This window comes from Legionellales bacterium (assembly GCA_026125385.1).
Classification (GTDB): Bacteria; Pseudomonadota; Gammaproteobacteria; order JAHCLG01; family JAHCLG01; genus JAHCLG01.
In genome coordinates this window covers 1-20,702 of the sequence record JAHCLG010000030.1, presented here as the reverse complement: position 1 = coordinate 20,702, position 20,702 = coordinate 1, and the positions used below count along the sequence as shown (strand labels likewise).

Annotated in this window: 25 protein-coding genes; 7 read left to right on the top strand and 18 right to left on the bottom strand. The window is 39.1% G+C overall.

Annotation, left to right across the window (positions count from 1 at the left end):
• Window position 1: 1 nt before the first annotated feature.
• Genes KIT27_10340 through KIT27_10320 form a run of 5 tightly spaced genes read left to right on the top strand, consistent with a single transcriptional unit; the run spans window position 2 to window position 6,379 of the window.
• Complete coding sequence (locus KIT27_10340) at window positions 2-295, top strand: winged helix-turn-helix transcriptional regulator (GenBank protein MCW5590041.1); 294 nt, start codon at window positions 2-4, stop codon at window positions 293-295.
• A 50-nt stretch (window positions 296-345) separates the two neighbouring features.
• On the top strand, window positions 346-1,596 hold the full coding sequence (locus tag KIT27_10335; protein ID MCW5590040.1) for a TolC family protein: 1,251 nt from the start codon (window positions 346-348) through the stop codon (window positions 1,594-1,596).
• A gap of 9 nt (window positions 1,597-1,605) precedes the next feature.
• Complete coding sequence (locus tag KIT27_10330; protein ID MCW5590039.1) at window positions 1,606-2,622, top strand: efflux RND transporter periplasmic adaptor subunit; 1,017 nt, start codon at window positions 1,606-1,608, stop codon at window positions 2,620-2,622.
• A gap of 14 nt (window positions 2,623-2,636) precedes the next feature.
• The gene (locus KIT27_10325) at window positions 2,637-5,780 is read left to right on the top strand and encodes a CusA/CzcA family heavy metal efflux RND transporter (GenBank protein MCW5590038.1); all 3,144 of its coding nucleotides are present in this window, start codon (window positions 2,637-2,639) and stop codon (window positions 5,778-5,780) included.
• Window positions 5,781-5,782: 2 nt separating this feature from the next.
• On the top strand, window positions 5,783-6,379 hold the full coding sequence (locus KIT27_10320; protein ID MCW5590037.1) for a cation transporter: 597 nt from the start codon (window positions 5,783-5,785) through the stop codon (window positions 6,377-6,379).
• Between the two features lie 43 nt (window positions 6,380-6,422).
• Here KIT27_10320 and KIT27_10315 read toward each other — a convergent pair whose 3' ends face one another.
• The 5 genes from KIT27_10315 to KIT27_10295 form a co-directional block, all read right to left on the bottom strand.
• Complete coding sequence (locus KIT27_10315; GenBank protein MCW5590036.1) at window positions 6,423-6,686, bottom strand: thioredoxin family protein; 264 nt, start codon at window positions 6,684-6,686, stop codon at window positions 6,423-6,425.
• A gap of 67 nt (window positions 6,687-6,753) precedes the next feature.
• A complete protein-coding gene (locus KIT27_10310) occupies window positions 6,754-7,464 on the bottom strand; it encodes a MerC domain-containing protein (GenBank protein ID MCW5590035.1) in 711 nt (236 codons plus the stop codon).
• On the bottom strand, window positions 7,451-7,879 hold the full coding sequence (locus KIT27_10305; GenBank protein MCW5590034.1) for a heavy metal-responsive transcriptional regulator: 429 nt from the start codon (window positions 7,877-7,879) through the stop codon (window positions 7,451-7,453). Before KIT27_10305 ends, KIT27_10310 begins: the two co-directional genes overlap by 14 nt.
• A 187-nt stretch (window positions 7,880-8,066) precedes the next feature.
• Window positions 8,067-8,579, bottom strand: coding sequence for a GNAT family N-acetyltransferase (locus tag KIT27_10300; protein ID MCW5590033.1), 513 nt, complete (start codon window positions 8,577-8,579; stop codon window positions 8,067-8,069).
• Window positions 8,579-8,887 carry a DUF1778 domain-containing protein gene (locus KIT27_10295; GenBank protein ID MCW5590032.1) on the bottom strand — a complete coding sequence of 103 codons (309 nt, stop codon included), beginning with the start codon at window positions 8,885-8,887 and terminating at the stop codon, window positions 8,579-8,581. The genes KIT27_10300 and KIT27_10295 overlap by 1 nt, the downstream gene beginning before the upstream one ends.
• 432 nt (window positions 8,888-9,319) lie before the next feature.
• On the opposite strand from KIT27_10295, the gene KIT27_10290 reads away from it, so the two are divergent.
• Together KIT27_10290 and KIT27_10285 are read left to right on the top strand one after the other, a co-directional pair.
• A complete protein-coding gene (locus KIT27_10290; protein ID MCW5590031.1) occupies window positions 9,320-10,417 on the top strand; it encodes a DUF1016 family protein in 1,098 nt (365 codons plus the stop codon).
• Window positions 10,418-10,429: 12 nt separating this feature from the next.
• The gene (locus KIT27_10285; protein MCW5590030.1) at window positions 10,430-11,671 is read left to right on the top strand and encodes a site-specific integrase; all 1,242 of its coding nucleotides are present in this window, start codon (window positions 10,430-10,432) and stop codon (window positions 11,669-11,671) included.
• Between the two features lie 25 nt (window positions 11,672-11,696).
• Here KIT27_10285 and KIT27_10280 read toward each other — a convergent pair whose 3' ends face one another.
• The 13 genes from KIT27_10280 to KIT27_10220 all read right to left on the bottom strand — a co-directional run.
• The gene (locus tag KIT27_10280) at window positions 11,697-12,326 is read right to left on the bottom strand and encodes a hypothetical protein (GenBank protein MCW5590029.1); all 630 of its coding nucleotides are present in this window, start codon (window positions 12,324-12,326) and stop codon (window positions 11,697-11,699) included.
• Between the two features lie 113 nt (window positions 12,327-12,439).
• Entirely contained in the window at window positions 12,440-12,685 is a 246-nt protein-coding gene (locus KIT27_10275; GenBank protein ID MCW5590028.1) for a hypothetical protein, read from the bottom strand.
• 78 nt (window positions 12,686-12,763) lie between these two features.
• Complete coding sequence (locus KIT27_10270) at window positions 12,764-12,964, bottom strand: hypothetical protein (protein ID MCW5590027.1); 201 nt, start codon at window positions 12,962-12,964, stop codon at window positions 12,764-12,766.
• A gap of 90 nt (window positions 12,965-13,054) precedes the next feature.
• A complete protein-coding gene (gene ssb, locus KIT27_10265) occupies window positions 13,055-13,417 on the bottom strand; it encodes a single-stranded DNA-binding protein (protein MCW5590026.1) in 363 nt (120 codons plus the stop codon).
• Between the two features lie 79 nt (window positions 13,418-13,496).
• A complete protein-coding gene (locus tag KIT27_10260) occupies window positions 13,497-13,799 on the bottom strand; it encodes a hypothetical protein (GenBank protein ID MCW5590025.1) in 303 nt (100 codons plus the stop codon).
• Window positions 13,800-13,896: 97 nt separating this feature from the next.
• A complete protein-coding gene (locus KIT27_10255) occupies window positions 13,897-14,298 on the bottom strand; it encodes a hypothetical protein (GenBank protein MCW5590024.1) in 402 nt (133 codons plus the stop codon).
• Window positions 14,295-14,681, bottom strand: coding sequence for a hypothetical protein (locus KIT27_10250; GenBank protein ID MCW5590023.1), 387 nt, complete (start codon window positions 14,679-14,681; stop codon window positions 14,295-14,297). The genes KIT27_10255 and KIT27_10250 overlap by 4 nt, the downstream gene beginning before the upstream one ends.
• Window positions 14,682-14,773: 92 nt before the next feature.
• Window positions 14,774-15,304, bottom strand: coding sequence for a hypothetical protein (locus tag KIT27_10245; GenBank protein MCW5590022.1), 531 nt, complete (start codon window positions 15,302-15,304; stop codon window positions 14,774-14,776).
• Between the two features lie 653 nt (window positions 15,305-15,957).
• Window positions 15,958-16,371, bottom strand: coding sequence for a single-stranded DNA-binding protein (locus tag KIT27_10240; protein MCW5590021.1), 414 nt, complete (start codon window positions 16,369-16,371; stop codon window positions 15,958-15,960).
• Entirely contained in the window at window positions 16,371-18,542 is a 2,172-nt protein-coding gene (locus KIT27_10235) for a DNA topoisomerase 3 (protein MCW5590020.1), read from the bottom strand. Before KIT27_10235 ends, KIT27_10240 begins: the two co-directional genes overlap by 1 nt.
• A 22-nt stretch (window positions 18,543-18,564) precedes the next feature.
• On the bottom strand, window positions 18,565-19,191 hold the full coding sequence (locus KIT27_10230; GenBank protein MCW5590019.1) for a hypothetical protein: 627 nt from the start codon (window positions 19,189-19,191) through the stop codon (window positions 18,565-18,567).
• Window positions 19,188-20,420, bottom strand: a complete 1,233-nt coding sequence (locus tag KIT27_10225; GenBank protein MCW5590018.1) for a hypothetical protein — start codon at window positions 20,418-20,420, stop codon at window positions 19,188-19,190. The genes KIT27_10230 and KIT27_10225 overlap by 4 nt, the downstream gene beginning before the upstream one ends.
• Window positions 20,417-20,702: hypothetical protein (locus tag KIT27_10220; protein ID MCW5590017.1), on the bottom strand; the 286-nt coding region annotated here is incomplete at its 5' end. The genes KIT27_10225 and KIT27_10220, both read right to left, overlap by 4 nt.

Below are 20,702 nucleotides of genomic sequence, written 5' to 3'. Positions count from 1 at the left end.
AATGAATAACGACGATTTTCAGGATGTTTCTCGCTTACTTAAGGTGATCAGCCAAGCGCATCGATTGAGGATCCTCTGGGCATGCCTGGACTCTGCGATGTCGGTCAGTGAACTCATGCGGGTGATGGGAGAGCCTTCTCAATCTTTAGTGAGCCATCATCTAAAACAGTTATGTGATGCGAATTTAATTAGTGCCCGTCGGAATGGCAAACGCATGCTTTATCAAGTCACGGATGAATGTATTCGCTGTATTATTCAAGATATTGTTGGACATACCATTGGGAAACATAAATGAGAAACCGCAAATATAAGGATAGACTGATTACTTGATCACAGGATGGGGCAATGAAGGGAAAACAATGTAAAATAGGCCGGATTTGGCTAGGGAGCTTATTACTTTTAAGCAGTATGGCGTTAGTTCAAGCAGCTCCAGTGTTTACTTTCAATCACGCGTTGAACGTTGCGATGCAATGCAGCCCATTAATTAAGTCAGGAATTGCAGCAATCCACTCTGCCAATGGGCAGTTAGTGCAATCAAAAACATACCCTAACCCTTCGTTGAACGTTTCAACTGAAAATATTGCCGGTAGTGGGCCTTATCAAGATTTCAACGCCGCTGAAACCACGGTTATGCTCGCTCAGCCTTTCCCTTTAGGCGGTAAGCGCCAAGCCAATCAAGCAGTTCAACAAAGCTTAATTGGTCTCAGCAAAATTGAGCTAGACAATATTCGGGTTAATTTATATGTTCGATTGGGGAATCGCTACCTTGACGTACTTTACGCTAAGAATTGGTTGCAGACCACGTCAAAAATTATTCGCCTTAATCAAGATATTGTAACCACGCTCAAACGAAAAATAAAAGCAGGTTCTGGCTCACCGTTGGATTTAATGACAGCCCAAATCCAATTATCACAATCAAAAATAGCACATCGACTTGCCCATCAAGCCTTAAATGCAACCTGGAAACGTTTGGTATTGCTTGTTGGTAAGAAGAATTTGCGGTACCAAGGGGTCGTGGATCGCGGCTTGCCGCACCGCCTGTTATCGTATCAGGTGTTGTTGAAAAAACTGTATCAAGGCTCCCTCTGGCGAGCACAACTCATGACATCAGAGATTGCGTATCGACGGATTATCCTAGCAAAAAAGCAAGCATGGCCTGATTTGACGGTTGGCGTGGGTGCGAGGCATTTTTCGGATACGCATGACAACAGCTTAGTCGCTGAATTTTCACTACCACTGCCCATTTATAATCGTAATCAAGGTAACCGCATGAGTCGGCTAGCTGATTACAACGCAGCGCTATCGAACCAACAGCAAAAAATGATCGATTTAAAAAGCGAGCTGAATCGTTTGTATCAACAAGCCCGCTCCAGTCAATATCAAGCGCACATGTTACTTAAAACCATTTTACCAAAGGCTAAGCTAGCCGTAAAAATGGCTAGAAAAGGCTATTTCCAAGGGCGTTATCCTTATGTCACGGTAGCCAATGCTCAGGCGACGTTGCTTCAAACGGAAAAACAGTATTGGCGTGCGCATACGGATTTTGATAAAGCGTTGATTGAATTACAAGGGCTTTGGGGAAAAGGAATAAGCTGAGGAAATGACATGAAAAAGGCGAACCAAATTGTTATCTTTATTATCACCTGCGTTTGGTTGAGTGTCGCGGCTGCAGGCGGGGATCATGATCATGTAATGCATAAACAACCTATTACACAGCAGAAACAGGTGTATCACACGCATAACAAGGAAGCGATAAAAAATCAGCAGAATTCGCATAATGATGGGGATCACAATGAAGAGCCAGTGGTCGTGTTATCTTCTACAGCAAGGGAACAAAATCAAATAAAGATTGCTACCGCCCAATCACAGCACATCGAACAAATGCTACCGGTGTTTGGGAAAATCGTGCCCATACAAAATAAACAAATTGATATTTATCCTCGTTTTGCTGGTGTAGTCAAATCCTTACCGTATCGATTGGGCGATCACGTAGAGAAGGGCAACATTCTTGCAACCATCGAGAGTAATGAGAGTTTACAAAATTATACGATCAAGGTGCCTTTTTCAGGCACGTTAATCAAACAGCACGTGAATGTGGGCAAGCTTGTCAAGCCTGAACAAGCGATTTACGAATTGGCTGATTTATCTTCCGTATGGGTGGATTTATTTGTATATCGAAAAGATGCCAGTCATGTTTCAAAAGACGATAAGGTTTATGTGAATTTAGAAAACAATAAATCGACGACAATAGAAAGTCATCTTCATTATATTTCACCTGTTGGAAACGAGCATACTCAAAGTATTATCGCAAGGGCAACCTTGCCAAATAAAGAGATGAAATGGATACCGGGGTTATATGTGGACGCGCAAATAGTGATAACTTCCAAAAAGGTATCTGTGGCAGTGAGCCGTGATGCCATCCAAACATTAGACGGTAAAACAGTCGTGTTTGTTGAAACAAAACCAAATACATTTTCTCCTGAAAGGGTGACACTTGGATTGAAAGACCATCGTTTCGTTCAAGTAGTATCAGGTATTCAATCAGGCATGCGTTATGTTTCAAAAAACAGCTTTATTCTAAAAGCTGAACTAGAGAAAAGTAGTGCTGAGCATTCACACTAGCGTTGAGGGCTATCATGATAGAACGGATTTTACAGTTTTCGCTTAAACAACGTTGGCTCATATTGTTGGTGGTTTTCGGGTTGGTGGGTTTAGGGATCTATAATTTTACTCGACTACCCATTGATGCAGTTCCCGACATTACCAATGTTCAAGTACAAATTAATACTGAAGCGAGTGGTTTAACCCCATACGAGGTTGAGCAACGGATAACCTATCCTATCGAAGTGGCCATGAGTGGTTTGCCGAAATTAGACTACACACGATCATTATCGCGTTATGGACTATCCCAAGTGACGGTGGTATTCAAAGAGGGCACTAATATTTATTTTGCTCGCCAGCTCATTACCGAGCGCTTACAGTCCATTAAAAGTCAATTACCCAATGGATTAGAGCCTCAATTAGGCCCTATTTCAACGGGGTTGGGTGAAATCTTCATGTATAGTGTGACGGCAAAATCCGGTGCATTAAATTCAAAAGGCAAGCCCTATACACCGACACAATTAAGAACCATACAAGACTGGTTAATACGACCGCAGCTTAGAAATATTCCAGGCGTTGCCGAAGTGAACGCAATTGGTGGTTATGAGAAGCAATATCAAGTGACTCCTGATCCCAAAAAAATGATTCAGTACGGTATTACGTTGCATGATATCGAGCAGGCATTAAAAAATAACAATAATAATGTTGGCGCGGGTTACATTGAAAAACATGGTGAACAGTTTTTGATTAGAGTGCCGGGACAGCTCAAGACCGTGAAAGCAATCGGTAATGTTGTGGTTCGCTCTCACCGCGGCGTGAGCTTGCGGATCTCGGATCTTGGTACTGTGGTTATCTCGCATGCCCTGAGAAGTGGGGCCGGAACCACGGGTGGTCGAGAAGCTGTTATTGGAACCGTCTCGATGTTAATGGGCGATAATAGTCGAGTCGTTGCCAAGCGAATTGCGAAACGATTACAGGCCGTGAATAAAACGTTACCTAAAGGTGTTGTGGCTACGCCAGTTTATAATCGTACCAGTTTGGTCAATGCTACCATCAATACGGTAAAAAATAATTTGATGGAAGGCGCCTTACTGGTGTGTATTATATTATTTTTATTCTTAGGAAACATTCGAGCGGCATTGATCACCGCCGCGGTTATTCCAATTTCTATGCTCATGACGATAACGGGTATGGTGCATTATAAAATCAGCGCTAATTTAATGAGCATGGGTGCATTAGACTTTGGCTTGATTGTTGATGGGGCGGTCATTATTGTAGAAAATTGTATTAAACAATTGGGACTACAATCAAAAGGGAATGTATTATCACTATCAGAGCGTCTTTCAATCACGCTAGCGGCCAGCAAAGAAGTTATTAAACCCAGTATCTTTGGCGTACTGATTATCACGATTGTCTATATTCCTATTTTAACCCTCACGGGTGTTGAAGGTAAAATGTTTATTCCTATGGCTGAAACAGTCATTCTAGCGTTGTTATCTGCCTTAGTCTTATCGCTCACCTTTGTTCCCGCCGCGATAGGAATATTGTTGCGAGGAAAGATCACAGAAAAACCCAATCTATTAGTGCGGGCTGCGGAAAGCGTTTATTCACCCTGTCTGCGTGCTAATTTAAAATGGCCTTGGGCAAGCTTAGTTGTCGCGTTGGGTATTATCGTGTTAGCGGCAATCCTTGCATCACAAATGGGCGGGGAATTTGTGCCCAGTTTAGATGAGGGCGATATCGCTCTTCATGCGATGCGAACGCCTTCCACAAGTTTATCTCAATCGATAAAAATGCAAGAACTCGTCGAGAAAACCGCGTTAACATTTCCAGAAGTCAGTCATGTTTTCTCGAAAATTGGTACGGCTGAGGTCGCTACTGATCCCATGCCACCCAATGTGGCTGATACCTTTGTCATGTTGAAACCAAGAAAAGAGTGGCCAAATCCAAACATGCCTAAAATTCAATTGATCAATCAACTTCATGCCGCATTAAAAAAACTACCGGGTAATAATTATGAATTTACGCAGCCGATCCAGATGCGGTTCAATGAACTTATTTCAGGCGTACGTAGTGATGTGGCTGTCAAACTGTTTGGTGATGACATGAACGTATTACTTAATAATGCCAACAAAATAGCCGCCATTCTAAAACAAATTAAAGGCTCTGCCGATGTGAAGGTGGAGCAGGTATCGGGTTTACCGATGATTACTATCCATATTAATCGTCACTTACTGGCTCGTTATGGGCTGAGTATGTCGCAAGTTCAAAATACGGTTGCGGCTGCGCTGGGAGGTAGTGAAGTTGGTAAGATTTATCAGGGCGATCAGCGGTTTGATTTAACGGTAAGACTCTCTGAAACTTTACGCAAAGATAGTCAAATTTTACATAAAATCTATATTGATTTGCCAGGTTTCAATGACGGGAAACGACATTTTATTCCATTGAGTGAAATTGCTACATTGAACATTAATACGGGTCCGAATCAGATTAGTCGTGAAAATGGCAAGCGACGGATTGTTGTCACGACCAATGTGAGAGGTCGTGACTTACGTTCTTTTGTCGATTCAGCACAAAACCAAATTGATAAAAAGTTATCATTGCCTAGTGGGTATTGGCTTGCTTGGGGTGGCCAGTTTGAACAGCTTGCTTCGGCAACAGAACGCCTCATGATTGTGGTTCCCATCGTGTTGTTACTCATTTTTGTGTTACTGTTTATGTCGTTAGGCAGCGTATCCGATAGCATTATTGTGTTTACGGGTGTGCCTTTGGCCTTAACTGGCGGCGTATTCTCCTTATGGTTAAGAGGGATCCCATTATCAATTTCTGCAGGCGTTGGGTTCATTGCTTTGTCTGGTGTGGCGGTATTAAATGGGTTAGTTATTTTAACGTTCATTAGTAAGCTTGTGCGGCAAGAGTTCCCCATTAAAGAGGCCGTGTTCCAAGGAGCTTTGCAGCGACTGCGTCCTGTGTTGATGACAGCGCTGGTTGCTTCTCTCGGTTTTGTCCCGATGGCTATTTCCACTGGAACGGGTGCTGAGGTGCAACGACCCCTTGCAACCGTGGTAATTGGTGGGATCATTTCATCGACCTTGCTCACATTATTCGTTCTACCTTGTTTGTATTATTTAGTTCATGGTAAACAAGGGAAAAATGTCAGAATACATAAGCAAGGGTAATCATGGCAGAGTGTTGTGGTTGTGAAACTATTGAAGTGAGATACACGCGTGTTTTATGGGTGGCCTTACTGCTGAATTTTTTGATGTTTATAATTGAAATCATTATCTGTTGGTTTGCGGGATCCATTGCCATATTTGCAGATTCGATAGACTTTCTGGGAGACGCTGGTAATTATGGTGCAAGTCTTATTGCCCTAAAATACAACCCTGATTGGCGAGCGCGTATCGCAATGGCTAAAGGCATTATTATGGGTGGCTATGGAATTCTTGTAATATTATTTGTGTTTTTAGGGCGCTCTATATTTGAATCACCAAGTGGATTATTTATGATGGGGATCGCACTATTGGCATTATTGGTTAATATGTTCGTTGCTTATCTGTTATATCGCTTTCGTAAAGGAGATAGCAATATGGTTTCGGTTTGGTTATGCAGCCGAAATGATGCTATTATTAACATTCTCGTATTAATTTCCGGTGCTATTATTGCGATTACCCATCAATCCTGGCCTGACACTATCGTTGCTTTTATTATTGGATTGCTTGGTATCAAATCATCGTTTACCGTGATAAAAAAAGCATCTCAGGAAATGAGGTCTTAGGTCTGTTTTACGAGATCAGCAAAACAGACCAAGTAGCATTATTTTATTTTGACGATCCAATACCAGCTGACTTCAAACTTATTTCTGTTGGCCCTTTGCCTTCACAGCAATCCGCAAGCTTACCATCTATAAGGACAGCGGGAACGCGGTGAACTCCTAATGATTTTGCTCTTTTAGCTACGTCATCGGAATGCATATCTAATACTGAAATTTCACAAGATGGGCAAGCTATTTTATTAACCAGCTCAATGGTTTCTTGACAAGCTGGGCAACCAGCACTAAAAATTTCAACCTTTCGTTTACTCATGTTTAATACTCCAATTCAGTGATGTAACAAAATTATAGACCCTCGACTTGAGTTGAGAGTCAAGAGTTTAATTGCAACAATTTTGTTTTTTTCTAGGCCAGGTATTCCAGATACTCGCGATGAGTAAGAGTATAATGCCACTATAAAGCATGATATTGCTATGAAAAACAAATTTCCCCAGGATAACTATAAGTGCCGAAGTCGCTCCTAAATATAAAGGATTATAGCCATATCGCAATGGTGCTTTATAATATAACGTAAATAATGCGATGAATAAAAAGAGGAGCATGAGTGGAAATAAATAGGGAGTATAATTTGTAAATGAGATCCCAAATACGCTTAATAAACCTGTATAGGCAGGCCAACATAAAGGATAAGTGAGTTTTGGTAATAAGGCAACAAACACACTGGGTAAAATGGTAATAAAGGATTTTAATGAAACTTTTTGCTCTTTATCGTCTTTCCCCATATTTGACTTTTGTAGTTTCTCACTGATTGCTGTAACTGTTGGTATGGGAGAAAGTGTGTTTGTTGATTGATCATGATAAATTCGACAGCAATTATTTAATGCGGGCTTTTCATCTGCGATATCTTGACCATCAATTAATATGGTTGGTGAGCCATATTGCTGAACACGGGGAGGTGAAGATGGATCGTTTCGATCCCACTCTTGCCATTTTGCAGGGAGTGAAACTTTAGTAAATGCTTTGAGAAGATTTTCCCTTGTTGCTCTTACATTTGGACAGGTTAAGTCATAAATGAGTTCAACTATCATCATTTTCCTCTACGTAGTCGTTTTCGTTGAGAGCTTCCAAAATAGGACACGCATTAATTGCTTTTTTACTATCGCAGTTCTTATATAAATCAGATAAAGCTGTTTTAATTTTCATTAAAGAATGTATTTTTTGCTCAACAGATTCTAATTTTTTATAAGCCTGTGCTTTAATTTGTTTACATGTGGTCGAGGAATTATTCTGCAATTGAATCAGATCTCCTATTTCGTCTAATGTGAATCCAAGTTGTTGCGCATTTTTAATAAATCGCAACTTTATAATGGTATCTTTTGTATATAGCCTATAGCCGGCTTTGGTACGGGAGTTTGGCAGTAATAACTGATTTTTTTCATAATAGCGAATGGCGGTTATGCTTACGCCTGAGGTTTTAGCTAATTCACCAATTGTAATCAAACTCATATCGCGAACTCACAAGTTCAACCGCATACAGTTATATTGTGCACTTAAAAATAATACGTTTATTATAGAGTATAAACCCTAAACCTAAGTAGAGAGTCAAGCTAGTGATACATGGGTTCCTGAAGGATCAATAATTTGTGATAAATGTAACTATCAGTAATGATGTAATTTGGTCAAATCATATGACTTATGAGTCGGTAAGCAGTTTTTCAATGGTTTTCATTGGTAGAAAGAGTTTATTTTTTGTGAGTGGATGAAAGCCGTATTTTGTATAAAAATTTATAGCATTATCATTGATTGCATCAACGACCACAGCATATGATGCAACGTTCTTTCGACTTGTATTATACGACCTATCAAGCGCATCCATGAGCAAGACTTCTCCTAATTGTTGCCCTTGATATTTAGCGTCAATGGCTAGGCGTCCAAGCAGAGTTGCTGGAATCACGTTATAACGCGGTAGCTTTTTTGAGAGTTCTTCAGGAAGTGCTGCTAGCTCAATAGCCGTAGACGATAAAGTATAGTAGCCGGCAATAATTTTATCTGTGTTATCATGTAGAACATACACTACTGCCAAGGAGCGTCGTTCGTCTTGGCTCGCTTGACGATAGAGATAATTATCTAATTCATCAATTCCACAGCTAAATGATTTTTTATCATGGAATTTTTGAAGCAAGTCAATAGAAAATTTAGAGACCATTAATCCTTGTCGACCTTAAACTTGCGATAGCGTTGGGCAGCCTTCTTTAAAGCAGGGTTTGGCTCAGGTGAATCAAGTAACGCAGCAACAAAGCGCTCAGACTCACTCACTGTTAAGTTAATTACTTGATGTTCACGAATGACACGGTTAGCAGCCTCTTGAATAGAGTTTAAAACAAAATCCGTTAGAGACTGACCTGTTAGATCCGCAGCATGCTGAAACTGTTCTTTTTGCGCAGGATTAAGCCTTGCTTCAAGCCGAGCAGCTTTTTCTGCAGAATACCCTGAGTGTTGAGAGTGTGTCGTCATAGCAAGTCCGATAATAAGTTGTATTGAATAGTTAAAGTATACGGCAAATAGCCGGATATTTCAAGTTTCAGCAACCGAGCACAATTTAAAAAATTGTTATAATGAGTGTTGTACGTGCTAACCACTTGATATACTTCCCTAACTGAATATCCAGTATTAAGAAATATTGGTTTATTTGGAGGTCTTTGATATACTTCCCCTATATCTGCTAATTAAGGAATACAATTGGCCAAACAGTGTTTGGCTAATTCTAACTTATTGATTTTAAATGATAACATCATTTGAGCAATTCTCTAACAGACTGTTGGAGAATTATTGAGGAGCAATGACTATGGCTGAAATCATTACCCTTTCAAAAAATCCAATTGGTCACAAGCCTCGTGACGAATTATAACTTATTGAATTTAAATGTTTTTAGTGGAGGTAGCCTGAGTGAGTAACAATCTCGACGACCCAAATAAAGATCCCAACCCTGAATTTGACCAGGTTTGCCAAACTGCTATTGGCTATGTGGCGCAGGCGCGCCGGAACGTACTCAAGTCAGTTAACCACGAGCAGGTTATCGCATATTGGAAAATTGGACGTCTTATCGTTGAAACTGAGCAACAAGGCAAAGAAAGAGCTGGCTACGGCACCGCATTATTAAAGACGTTATCTGAGCGCCTTACTCGCGAGTTTAAACGCGGATTTAGCCTAACTAATATCAAGTATATGCGTATTTTTTACCAAACCTTCCGAGATCGAATTCGTCACGAGGCTGGTGACGAATTCCAACAGCCTGATTTTAATAAAAATTTAAGCTGGACGCATTATCGTTTGCTAATGTCAGAATCTCGCGAAGAAGTTAGAAGGTTTTATGAAATCGAGGCGGATAAAAACCACTGGTCTACACCTCAGCTTGAGCGTCAAATGGCTGGTTGCTTGTACGAGAGGCTGGCCGCAAGTCGTGATACAGAAGGCGTGATGCAACTTGCGAATCAAGGACACATTATAGAAAAGCCGGAAGATGCTCTAAAAAACCCGGTTATTTTAGATTTTTTAGGATACAAAGAACATCATAGATATACAGAAACTGATCTTGAATCAGCGATCATTGATCATCTGCAAGAATTTTTGCTGGAAATGGGAAAAGGTTTTGCCTTTGTAAGTCGGCAAAAAAGGATAACAATGGATGGCGAATATTTTAGGCCAGACTTGGTGTTTTATCACACGATATTAAAAGCTTATTGTATTATTGATTTAAAATCAGGCAAAAGGATTAATCACGGCGACGTTGGCCAAATGATGATGTATGTTAATTATTTTGATCGAGAGGTAAAGCAAGAAGATGATAATCCTACCATAGGACTTTTATTGTGTGCCAAGCAAAATGAGGCTGCGGTAAAATACACACTCCCTGAAAACAACAAGCAAGTTTTTACCCGTAAATATCAATTTCATCTCCCTACCGTTGAAGAACTCCAAAAAGAAGTCTCGCGAGAGTATGAGCAAGTATTAGGTCGCCTTAATTCAGAGTCGGATGAAGAATAGTTGGCAGTACCAATGGCGTCGAAGAGGAAAAAGCACCACCCTACCCCATTATTTGATACGCAAGATAGACTTGTTGAGCAGCAATTGCCGGACGGTATTGATTTGCCTTTTGCTGTTAATGACTATCAGATATTAAAAGATTTTTTATTGCAATATACGGGGAGCGGTGACACCTATACTGCTTATCGTCGAGAAGCTGAGCGCCTAGCTCAATGGTCATGGTTTGTTTTAGGAAAGTCCCTGTTGGATCTACGTCGCTCAGATATTGAGGCTTATATTGAGTTTTGCCAGTCTCCGCCTAGGTCATGGATTGGTATAAAAAAGGTGGCTCGTTTTGTTGAGCGTGATGGGACCCGTATACCAAATCCTGAGTGGCGTCTGTTTGTTGCAACCACCAAAAAGTCTGCCGTTAAAAGTGGAGAAAAACCAAATGTTGGTGATTATCATTTCTCCCAAAAGTCACTGCAATCACTATTTATTGCCAATAGTAGTTTTTATAACTACCTTATCCGTGAAGGTTTGAATGAGATAAACCCCATCAGCCAAATTAGGCAAAAAAGTAAGTTCATTCGCAAACAACAGACAAAGCGACAAGTGCGCAGGCTTACAAGCCTACAATGGGAATTTGTGATTGAAACTGCGGAAAAAATGGCGGATGATAATCATGATAAGTATGAACGTACGTTATTTATCATGTCAGCGCTATATCTCATGTATTTGCGTATATCGGAATTAACAACAACGCCTCGCTGGGAACCTCAGATGGGTCATTTTTATCAGGATAGCTTCGATAACTGGTGGTTCAAAACTGTCGGCAAAGGTAACAAGGAACGTGATATCACTGTTAGTGAAACAATGCTCAAGGCATTGGCAAGATATCGACACCATCGCGGTTTGACACCCTCACTACCTTTACCTGGAGAAACTACCCCATTGATCCATAAACTCATAGGGCAAGGTGGTGTGGAAAGCACACGTCAGATACGTGTTCTTGTTCAGGAGTGTTTCGACAGTGCTATAGCTTCTATGGAAAAAGAGGGTTTTATCGATGAATCTAAGGCTTTGTCAGAAGCGACTGTGCATTGGCTACGTCATACAGGAATATCTGATGATCTAAATAAACGTGGCCGCCCAATGATTCATGTTAGAGATGATGCTGGTCACACATCCAGTGCAACTACTGATATTTACAATGATGCTGAGCTTCAGGCTCGACATGACTCGGGTAAGAAAAAAAATATTCTTCCTGAATGAAAAAATATATCTAAATTGGCACAGATCATTGCTCAAAAAAAGTTTTTAGCATATCCGCTCTATCTTCAATTTCTTCTTTGGTTCCAAATAGAATTGAATCAAGTATGCCAATGTGAATGTAATCTGAATTGATAGTACTTGCCGCGTGATCTGTAAAAAATATTTTTTCCGAAGGTGATATAAAGAAATTATTTTCAGATTTTGAATGTCCTGGCGTAATGATAGCAAATCTTGGTCGTGGTGTATCACCAAGAAAAAGCAACCTAGAATTTTCTATCTGGATGGCTGCAATATTATCTTTTGATTCAACATCAATTAATAAGTAGTCGTTTGACTTGAAACTAAGAAAGTCTGTTGGAGTAATATCACCAAAAAATAAATCTTCAGGTATGATTGGCACTTGTGTGAAATTTTTTGGGTTTGGTCTATAGCCATTTCCTATGCTACGCGGTTCCAGCAAATCATCGTATGAAATGCATAGCACGGCCATGATATCATTTAACTGCTTTGTTGGTATGCCATTATTTAACATTGCTAGGAATGGATCAAAGTCAACGCCAATATATCTTGCTAACGTTTCTATGCTCATATTTTTGGTTTTTAATATGGAAATGATATTTCGCTTTAGTTTTCTGGTAATAAAATCAATAGTCATGATTGGTGACACTCCTCGGTGATTATTAATTTACCACATTGATGGGTGTGGCAAATAGAGTTTTTAAGGTGTTATGACTTGAGCAAATGCTTACACTCCGCAAATTAAACGGGTTAGACATCAGATGTAAAACCTGTAAATAACAGCACCTGAGACAAAGTTATAGCCTCTTTTACATTTAAAAGCCTATGCCGTGATGTGGCTATTTTTTGAATAGCGTCTTTGAACAAACCAAGCTGCTCCTCCTCTGTGGAAAAATTATCGAATCCATCACGAGTTAATTGTTCTAATATCTGGGTCAAGGATGCTTGAGCTATCAATAAATTTTCTTCAATACTAAATTCATTTTCTGTGTTCATGTTTAAAATCTCCAGCAGGCTAGATAAAAAAGAAGGCGAGCTAACTCGCCTTCTATATGTTTATTTGGCTATGCGCGCCTAAAAATGAGTTGGTTCATAGATATAGGATCTTGGTTGATTTAACTGTTCAGACAAACTGTTCAACCTTAAAGATAATTCTTTTAAGTAAATTTTGTCAGATTCATCCATAGATGAAGTTAGTTCAAACAATTTAGACAGCTCTACATCAAGGTTATGCATGCTCATTTCAAGTGGTATACGTTGATTAACATTATTCATGTGCTATCTCCAGATTTAAAAGGCGATAGTCACCCCTATTGGGGAGACTATCCCCATTAGGGTTAAATGTTAACATCCAGCAAGTGTCAGTTATGACTGATTTGACCCATCTTTCCAAGCTTGTTGCTTGGGGTCGATGAGTAGGTAAAGTTTTTTGACGCTGATTACAGTTGATGTTCGTTTTTCACCAGATTCAGTTTGCCATTCATCATATTCAAGTTCTCCTTCAACAGATAAATAGCTTCCCTTGTTGACCCGGGTTTTAACCGATTCAGCCAGTTTTCCGAAGCATCGTAATGTGTGCCAAGCCGTTTTTTCTACTTTTTCGCCATCCATATTGGTATAGCTTTTAGTAGTTGCCAAAGTTAATTTGGTAAACGGCTTTTTACCTTCATTGTTATAATTGGTCACTTGACCAACAAAACCAACAAGTTTTACTGTGTTTTCATACATAATGATTCTCCTAAGATAATTAGAAGGAAATAACGTGTCCGGTTGGACTTGTTACTCCCAACCAGGGTTAAAGTGTGAATTAGTGGGTCGCAGAATTCAGAACATGGCTACCGTAATAAGCTCGGATTTGCTCCATAGAAATATCACGATCGCTCTTCGCACGATAAGGTAGGCATTTTGGTCTATAAAACCAACGATTTTTAGTTTTAGACCACTGATATCCAGCCTCACGCAGATCATGAGCGTAGGGTTTGGTTTTACCCGAAAGCCATAACCAATTACCTACTATTTCAATTGTTAAATCAAGATATTGGATTTTATCAATTGCTTGCTCAAGTTCTTTCTCCACAGATTCCCAGTCAATATCAACGTTTTTATCCATCACGTTCTCCATTTAGTTAAACAGGAAGAATCACTGTGCCTCCAAGAGGAAGCACCAGGATTCCCCTTGGGTTGATAACAAAGTTGCTACTACATCATTAATATTCACTTGGAAGTAACAATACATGCTTATCAAATCCACCATCGTAAACCAGGAATAACCTCAAGAATGGATCTAAATCCGCTTGAGATAATGCTTGTTTATCGATTTCTAGATCGGCAAAGCAATACTGAAACTGGTGAAGTAAACGATTATTGCCATCAGTTAGCTTCAATACGGACTCATCATCCTGCTTAAAATCAGCAGTTATAAATGACTCATCTTTCCAAAACTTCCTAGAAAGAATTGCAATATCATCAATTAACCAATAGCAATCGAGTTGCTCTCGTAACCAGTGAATGCCATCAGTAAAAACTATGCCCAAAGCATGTTTATACCAAGTTCCACTACCAGAAAACTGTCGAGCTTCCTTCGCGACTTTTGATGAGTAAGTGCTCATAGTACACACCTCCCATCAAAAACCAGGTTGAACTCTCTTGACAGATCGTAAGTTAATGCCGCTCTAAAGCACGCTCTTAATAACTCAGCACTAGTGAAGTCTTTTCCAAGACCATGCCAGTTCTTTTTGATATAAAGTTTCCACTTAGTCACACCCATGGTATTGGCATAACTTCGTAGAAAACTATAATCAGACGTTAGAGTTGTAATATAACCATCAACATGTGTTGCGATAACTTTACTACTCAGTTGCTTATTGACATTTAAGTAACGAATCCTGTTATACAAGAGTTTCATTAAGGTTTGATATGGGCCTGTATGTGGCTGACCAATATCTCGAACCTTTGGTTTCGTTTCATGATGTGAGTTGATTTTGTTGAACATCGGCTTCTCCTTTAAGTTAAAAAACCCAAGAGAAATCCGATCCTACCCATTGGGAAAGATTGATTTCCCCAGTGGGTATAGGACACAACGTATTATCGGGCGTTCATTGCACGATAAACCAAAAAAGTTAATGTAGAAGCTAAAACACCAACCAACCCAATTATCGAATTAATCGATTTAGCTAGGCTGGCCTTAGTTTTTTGCTTATCTACGTTTTCCTCGCAAACTTGATTTGGAAATGCCTTTCCCAACAAATCTGCCTTTAGATCAGGCAAAACAGTTTTTGCCTTTTCAAAGTCTGGAATATGAATGCTTTCATGCACGAAAGGTACAATCCAGATGTGGTTATGTAGCGCATAACAACCAAACCCTCGTGAACGCAGAACACTTTTGACATGATTAACTATGTCTAAAGCCTCCTTGCTACCATCACATGTTGCAAATTCACCATTACGATGAATTTTTAACTGTCTTAATTGATGGGCATTCATTTTTGTCAATTGTGAAATAGACTCTGATAGTGATTTATCAGTAACTTTTTCAATTTTTGATTGAGAATTTGCTCTTAATTGCAGTCTCTCTTGCATGCCGCTTGGCATTTTTATTGAATTTGATTTATCCATTAGATTTTCTCCTGTAGTTAAAAAAATAGAAGAAAGCTAACTTTTCCCAGGGGAAAAGCTATACTTTCCCCTTTGGGATTAAACTCATTTATGCCAAGCCGACGCCCTTCACGCATAAGCCAAATTGTTAAAGAACAATTGCCACAAAGGCAACAATTAGCTGATTTTAAACAAAATGTTATTAAACATTGTTGTTGCTTTCTATTATTCAACGGTATCAAGCGCTAGCAATAGGTTGTTTCATGAAACATGAATCTACTCTTGATATCTATTGAGCTGTAATAATAGAAATAGGATTAGTGATAGCACTAATAATATGATGGGATATCGAGAATATCGATACGAGGAGCAATCAAATCTATCTGCGGTAAAACTTACCATGACGATAGGTGTTGATTGAAAAGGATTGTCATTCATCGTTCTTTTACTCGAAAGTGGTGGGCATAGCTGACCAGAACTTTTAGAACACTGTTTGTGCTACTTGAATGAGAATCTTTTGGGGTCCTGCTAACTTTCGTTAGGCTCACGACGCATAGGACGGCATGTGACTTGAGTAATAGACACTTCTGCTAAGCTTCAGTGTTTCGTGGCATCTCAGCCACTCGTCAGTATTACTTTGAATGATTTAATTATACCAAATTTCCCTATAAATACTAGGCTTTTTCATTGTTTATCTGAGATTCTTTCTTTGTATTTTCTTCATTAAAAATATAATCATATAGTTCTTTAGTGACCGTTGCTTTAGTGCTGATCATGAATTCATCTACTAATATTTGTGGCATGACCTCAACACGATCAGCAACAGCTTTTTTGTGATAATGGATAGTCCCGCGAATATGTATCTGTGATCCTTTCATTAACAACTGCTCAGCACGCTCCGCATTTCTACCAAAAAATACACACCAGTGAAGTTCTTTTATCTGTTGTCGTTGGCCATCACAAGTCTGATATGACCAGTGTTCAGTGTAAACGGGTAAGCGACAAATTTTTCGACCATCCTTATAGGTTTTAACTTTGGGGAATGTTCCACAATAACCTATCAATCTAACGTCGTTAGTTAGTGCCATTATACTTCCTCATTAGCCCGCTTATTTTGTGGTGTGTCTAGTTTAGGTTTCCCTCGACCATCTACATACGATGCTTTACAATTAGGATATTGATTACAACCCCACCAGTATCCTTTCTTTTTTGCCTTACGTCTTACTAGTCTGCCATTTTTGCAGTTTGGACATTCAATGTCTGAAATCGCAACATCTGTTTTCTTTTGTGGTTTCCCCTTTTTATCTTGCATGACGGTATTGCAGTCAGGGTAGCGTGAGCAACCCCAGAAATATCCATTTTTACCTTTCCGCTTAATAAGAGGGGATTTACATTTTGGACAGGGATGAATAACACCGGTATCAAACGTTTTTGCTTTCAATTCACGCATGCTTGATAGGTCTTCCAGCATAAACTCTAGTACTTCTTCTTGGTCAAGTAAGAACTCGCTTAACTCGCCCTTCCCTTCAGCAATATTATCTAATTCTTGTTCCCACAATGCTGTTGTAGCAGGATTCTTCATTTGTTCAGGCACTATATCTATAAGTGATCTGCCACGCTTGGTTGATATAAGTTGCTTTTTCTTGCGTTCAATAAATCCTCGATTGATAAGTTTTTCTATAATATCTGCCCTAGTGGCTTCCGTGCCGATACCGGAGGTATCTCGCAATATTTTCTTCATCTCTGGTTCATTGACAAATTTTGCAATATTTTTCATGGATGATATCAGGGTGCCCTCAGTAAACCTTGAGGGTGGTTTTGTTTGCTTCGCTTTAATATCTGTTGATTTTAAATCAACGGATTGATCTTCTTTCAAGAATGGGATGGTTGTACCATTTTCTTCATTTCCATCTTCAATTTGTTCTATATTGAGAGCACGTTTCCATCCTGGTTTAAGCGGTTCGTTGTAACTTGATTTAAAAACCTCACCAGCACAGTCAACTTCTACCCTCCTTTGCTGATATTCATAATTACCCAAAAACTGAGCAATATAATAACGTCGTATTAAATCATAGACCTTAAACTCATCTTCGCTCATGTCTGACAGTGCAATATTTGAATGATTAGTAGGAATTATCCCATGGTGAGCAGTAACCTTTTTGTCATTCCAAGTTGGAGACTTGAGTGATGCGTCACATTCATTAATTAATTCTTTGATGGACTCATCAGTATTGGAAAGTGTTTCCAAGATATTAGACGCATCTGAAAATTGTTCTTCTGGTAAATAACCTGAGTCGGTTCTTGGATAGGTTGTAGCCTTATGCTTTTCATATAGAGATTGGGCTATTTGCAGTGTTTGCTTTGCTGTTAGACCCAATTTGCTACTACATAGTTTCTGTAATCCTGACAATGAAAAGCAGGTTGGTGGGGACGTCTTTTTGTCTATATTACTAAAATGCTTTACAACACCACTCTCCCCATTGAGTTTGTTGATTATGGTATCGACGTTAGATTTATTGAGGCACCTTCCTTCTTCATCAGACAAATCTTCTGGCACAATCCATTTTGCATTAAATTCACCATTAGCTGAGTTAAACAGTGCATGGAGGTCAAAATAATCTTTTGGTTTAAAATTTTCAATTTCCAAGTCTCTTTTCACAATTAAACCAAGTGCTGGTGTTTGAACACGTCCGACAGATAATACACCCTGACCTCTTATGCCATATAGACAGCTTGTAGCCATGGTCATATTCATGCCAATAGCCCAGTCGGCACGTTGCCGCCCAAGTCCTGCAAGATAGAGTGGATAAGTGGAATCACCAGATCTAATATTTGATAAGGCTTTCATTATTGAGCTGTCATCCAAAGCTGATAACCATAATCGTTTAACTTCGCCATCGTAATGAAAATAATCTAGCAACTCTCGACCAATGACATCACCTTCACGATCCGCGTCTGTCGCAATAATGACACAATCACTTTGTTTTAATAGTTTTTTAATAATGCTGAGTTGAGATTTCGTTTTTTTATTGGGTATAAGCTGCCATTCCTTAGGTAGTATAGGTAACACATCCATGCGCCAAGGTTTAATGTTTTCACAGTAGCTATCAGGTGGAGCCAGCTCTAGTAAATGTCCCAAGCACCATGTGACCTTTATGTCATCACCCTGTATGTACCCTTCTTGACGTTCATGCGCACCAACCACTCTTGCAATGTCTCTAGCCTGTGATGGTTTTTCGCAAATATACAATGTTGTCATGGATCACCTCTTAATAAATCATTTAAACAGTTTGAACACTTATTAGTGAGATCAGATGGTCACGTACAACTTTTCTAAATATTGGCATGACGTCTGAGTCGATCGCTAATGCCAACTTGTTGCGTTCAGTATCACTAAGTTCGATGTTTCTATTTTCCGTGGAGGAAATCTTGTACTCTCCAACCATATTTATCAATTCAAGCAGACCTTTTGTATAAGCGTGACTCTTTTTGGCATGAGTTCGACGTTTTTTGAATATTTTCAATGTAACGCAAGTTTCAACCAAGCACATCAACGTATCATGCTTACCAAGCAGACGATAAAACGCTGCTGCTGGTGGCGTTGTCACTCTTAATCGAAATGAGAATTTATGTTCAGGCTCAAAGATTATTTGATCTTTGCATTTGCGTTTAATTAGCTTAGATAGTCGCACAATTTCTTTATCAAAATATCTATCAATTTTCTTGATGATTTGGTACCAAGTGAATATCGTCAAAATATCGACAATACCGCCATCTCTCGATTGATAAAATAGTTTTGTAAGCTTGTTTAGGGTTGACTGAACACGTGATAAGCCAGGATTTATGCTTAAACTGGTAAGCCATCTGGTTTCTTGTGAACAGGGTTTAAAAATAAAGATAGTGCTCATACCTCGCCCTCCTCTATATCGCCATCTAACTCCGTTAGACATTCAAAATTAAAATCGACTTGTACAATTGTTAAAGGAATTGAGGGCTGCCCTTCTTTACTAAATTTAAATATATTATTCTTGGCAATACCCATTTCGACTAAAGAGTGTTTGATGTCATTTACTTTTATGTTTGATTTCTTTGAAAAATCAACAAATGCCGTTTCGGAAACGAATAAATTACTATTGCCAAATGACCGCTTATAAAAAAAATAAAAACTTTCGTTTGCAGGATTGCGTTTCAATTGGCGTTGCAGCCATTTGATAAATTTTTCACAGTTTGATTTATCGTCTGTGCAATGTTCGATGCTGGTGTCGACATCCTTTTTGATCTCTATTTCATCAGGAGTGCTATCTGTTATTTCATTTCCTCTATTAAGGTCGCTAATACTAGTAATCGCTTCGGGATGGGTGCTGGTTTTTGATGGGTTGATGTTTGGTTTTTCAGAAAGGATATCCAGACTCTCTGCCGGCAGATTGTCTACCACTCTATCGGTGGTTGTTGGTTGGTTTTTCAGAGCAAAACATAAAATATCCTCAATATCCGAGTTGAAGTTTAATGCTGAAAAATTATTACTAAGGATTGTTCCAATTTCATAAAGTCTATAGTGTTCACGGAATAGATGGCGATTAGCATCATTAAGATTGATGATGTTAAAAGTATCACGATATTGTGATACAGGCTTATCGAATATCGACTTGTTTGCGAATCCTGATAAGGACCTTAGTAGAACAGTAAAGAAAATGATGGAAACAATAGCATTATCTTTGTTTCTATCTTCAAGCACTTGATACAAAGGTTCATTGCCGATCCGCTCAAAAGCTTTAGATATGTCCATCGCCATTTTCTTTGAGCTATCATTTGCTAAACCAATACCAGATTTGTTTTTAATAAATGAGTAGTAATTTATTAACTTTTCTAAGTACCAATCTTTAAATAATTTTATGGCATCATGCGGCAATGAATTTTCAATCGTTTTAGCAAGATCTTTCGGAAAATCGCTATGCTTCATTCTTTTCCTTGGGCGTAAAAATATAGTTAAAATTGCCACTAAGACAACAATTGCCCACGCAAGGTCATACAGCACAACATTCTGCCTAAATAGAGTATTTTCTGTAGCAAGCAACAGAATGGAGACCACTGCTAATATACTAAAATCGATTAGTAGCGAATAAATATTGGATTTCATTTATCATCCTCCTTAATGGCACTAACTAATTGTCTTAGATTGGTTTCTCCTCTAAATATCGAAACGTGATTTGACTGATTGCTTGGGTAGATCATGATCAGCGGCGTACCGCTGTGATATTTCCTTAAAAGGCTTAAACCTGACTCTATTTGCATTAACACCCATTTGCTATGCATGTCTTTGTAAAATTGTACTGTGTTGAGATTTAACTTTTTTATTACGCTGTAAACGCTTTTTGCACTCATTGGCCTGGACATCAAATAATTGTGATATTGAACGAAC

What these genes read in the sequence shown, in the direction of transcription:
- KIT27_10280 (MCW5590029.1), bottom strand. Translation starts at nt 12,326, where the DNA reads ATGACTATTGATTTTATTACCAGAAAACTAAAGCGAAATATCATTTCC.
- KIT27_10225 (MCW5590018.1), bottom strand. Translation starts at nt 20,420, where the DNA reads ATGAAATCCAATATTTATTCGCTACTAATCGATTTTAGTATATTAGCA.
- KIT27_10285 (MCW5590030.1), top strand. Translation starts at nt 10,430, where the DNA reads ATGGCGTCGAAGAGGAAAAAGCACCACCCTACCCCATTATTTGATACG.
- KIT27_10275 (MCW5590028.1), bottom strand. Translation starts at nt 12,685, where the DNA reads ATGAACACAGAAAATGAATTTAGTATTGAAGAAAATTTATTGATAGCT.
- KIT27_10305 (MCW5590034.1), bottom strand. Translation starts at nt 7,879, where the DNA reads ATGAGTTTGATTACAATTGGTGAATTAGCTAAAACCTCAGGCGTAAGC.
- KIT27_10315 (MCW5590036.1), bottom strand. Translation starts at nt 6,686, where the DNA reads ATGAGTAAACGAAAGGTTGAAATTTTTAGTGCTGGTTGCCCAGCTTGT.
- KIT27_10240 (MCW5590021.1), bottom strand. Translation starts at nt 16,371, where the DNA reads ATGGCACTAACTAACGACGTTAGATTGATAGGTTATTGTGGAACATTC.
- ssb (MCW5590026.1), bottom strand. Translation starts at nt 13,417, where the DNA reads ATGTATGAAAACACAGTAAAACTTGTTGGTTTTGTTGGTCAAGTGACC.
- KIT27_10335 (MCW5590040.1), top strand. Translation starts at nt 346, where the DNA reads ATGAAGGGAAAACAATGTAAAATAGGCCGGATTTGGCTAGGGAGCTTA.
- KIT27_10230 (MCW5590019.1), bottom strand. Translation starts at nt 19,191, where the DNA reads ATGAGCACTATCTTTATTTTTAAACCCTGTTCACAAGAAACCAGATGG.
- KIT27_10330 (MCW5590039.1), top strand. Translation starts at nt 1,606, where the DNA reads ATGAAAAAGGCGAACCAAATTGTTATCTTTATTATCACCTGCGTTTGG.
- KIT27_10300 (MCW5590033.1), bottom strand. Translation starts at nt 8,579, where the DNA reads ATGGTCTCTAAATTTTCTATTGACTTGCTTCAAAAATTCCATGATAAA.
- KIT27_10325 (MCW5590038.1), top strand. Translation starts at nt 2,637, where the DNA reads ATGATAGAACGGATTTTACAGTTTTCGCTTAAACAACGTTGGCTCATA.
- KIT27_10320 (MCW5590037.1), top strand. Translation starts at nt 5,783, where the DNA reads ATGGCAGAGTGTTGTGGTTGTGAAACTATTGAAGTGAGATACACGCGT.
- KIT27_10260 (MCW5590025.1), bottom strand. Translation starts at nt 13,799, where the DNA reads ATGGATAAAAACGTTGATATTGACTGGGAATCTGTGGAGAAAGAACTT.
- KIT27_10310 (MCW5590035.1), bottom strand. Translation starts at nt 7,464, where the DNA reads ATGATGATAGTTGAACTCATTTATGACTTAACCTGTCCAAATGTAAGA.
- KIT27_10270 (MCW5590027.1), bottom strand. Translation starts at nt 12,964, where the DNA reads ATGAATAATGTTAATCAACGTATACCACTTGAAATGAGCATGCATAAC.
- KIT27_10250 (MCW5590023.1), bottom strand. Translation starts at nt 14,681, where the DNA reads ATGTTCAACAAAATCAACTCACATCATGAAACGAAACCAAAGGTTCGA.
- KIT27_10340 (MCW5590041.1), top strand. Translation starts at nt 2, where the DNA reads ATGAATAACGACGATTTTCAGGATGTTTCTCGCTTACTTAAGGTGATC.
- KIT27_10255 (MCW5590024.1), bottom strand. Translation starts at nt 14,298, where the DNA reads ATGAGCACTTACTCATCAAAAGTCGCGAAGGAAGCTCGACAGTTTTCT.
- KIT27_10245 (MCW5590022.1), bottom strand. Translation starts at nt 15,304, where the DNA reads ATGGATAAATCAAATTCAATAAAAATGCCAAGCGGCATGCAAGAGAGA.
- KIT27_10235 (MCW5590020.1), bottom strand. Translation starts at nt 18,542, where the DNA reads ATGACAACATTGTATATTTGCGAAAAACCATCACAGGCTAGAGACATT.
- KIT27_10295 (MCW5590032.1), bottom strand. Translation starts at nt 8,887, where the DNA reads ATGACGACACACTCTCAACACTCAGGGTATTCTGCAGAAAAAGCTGCT.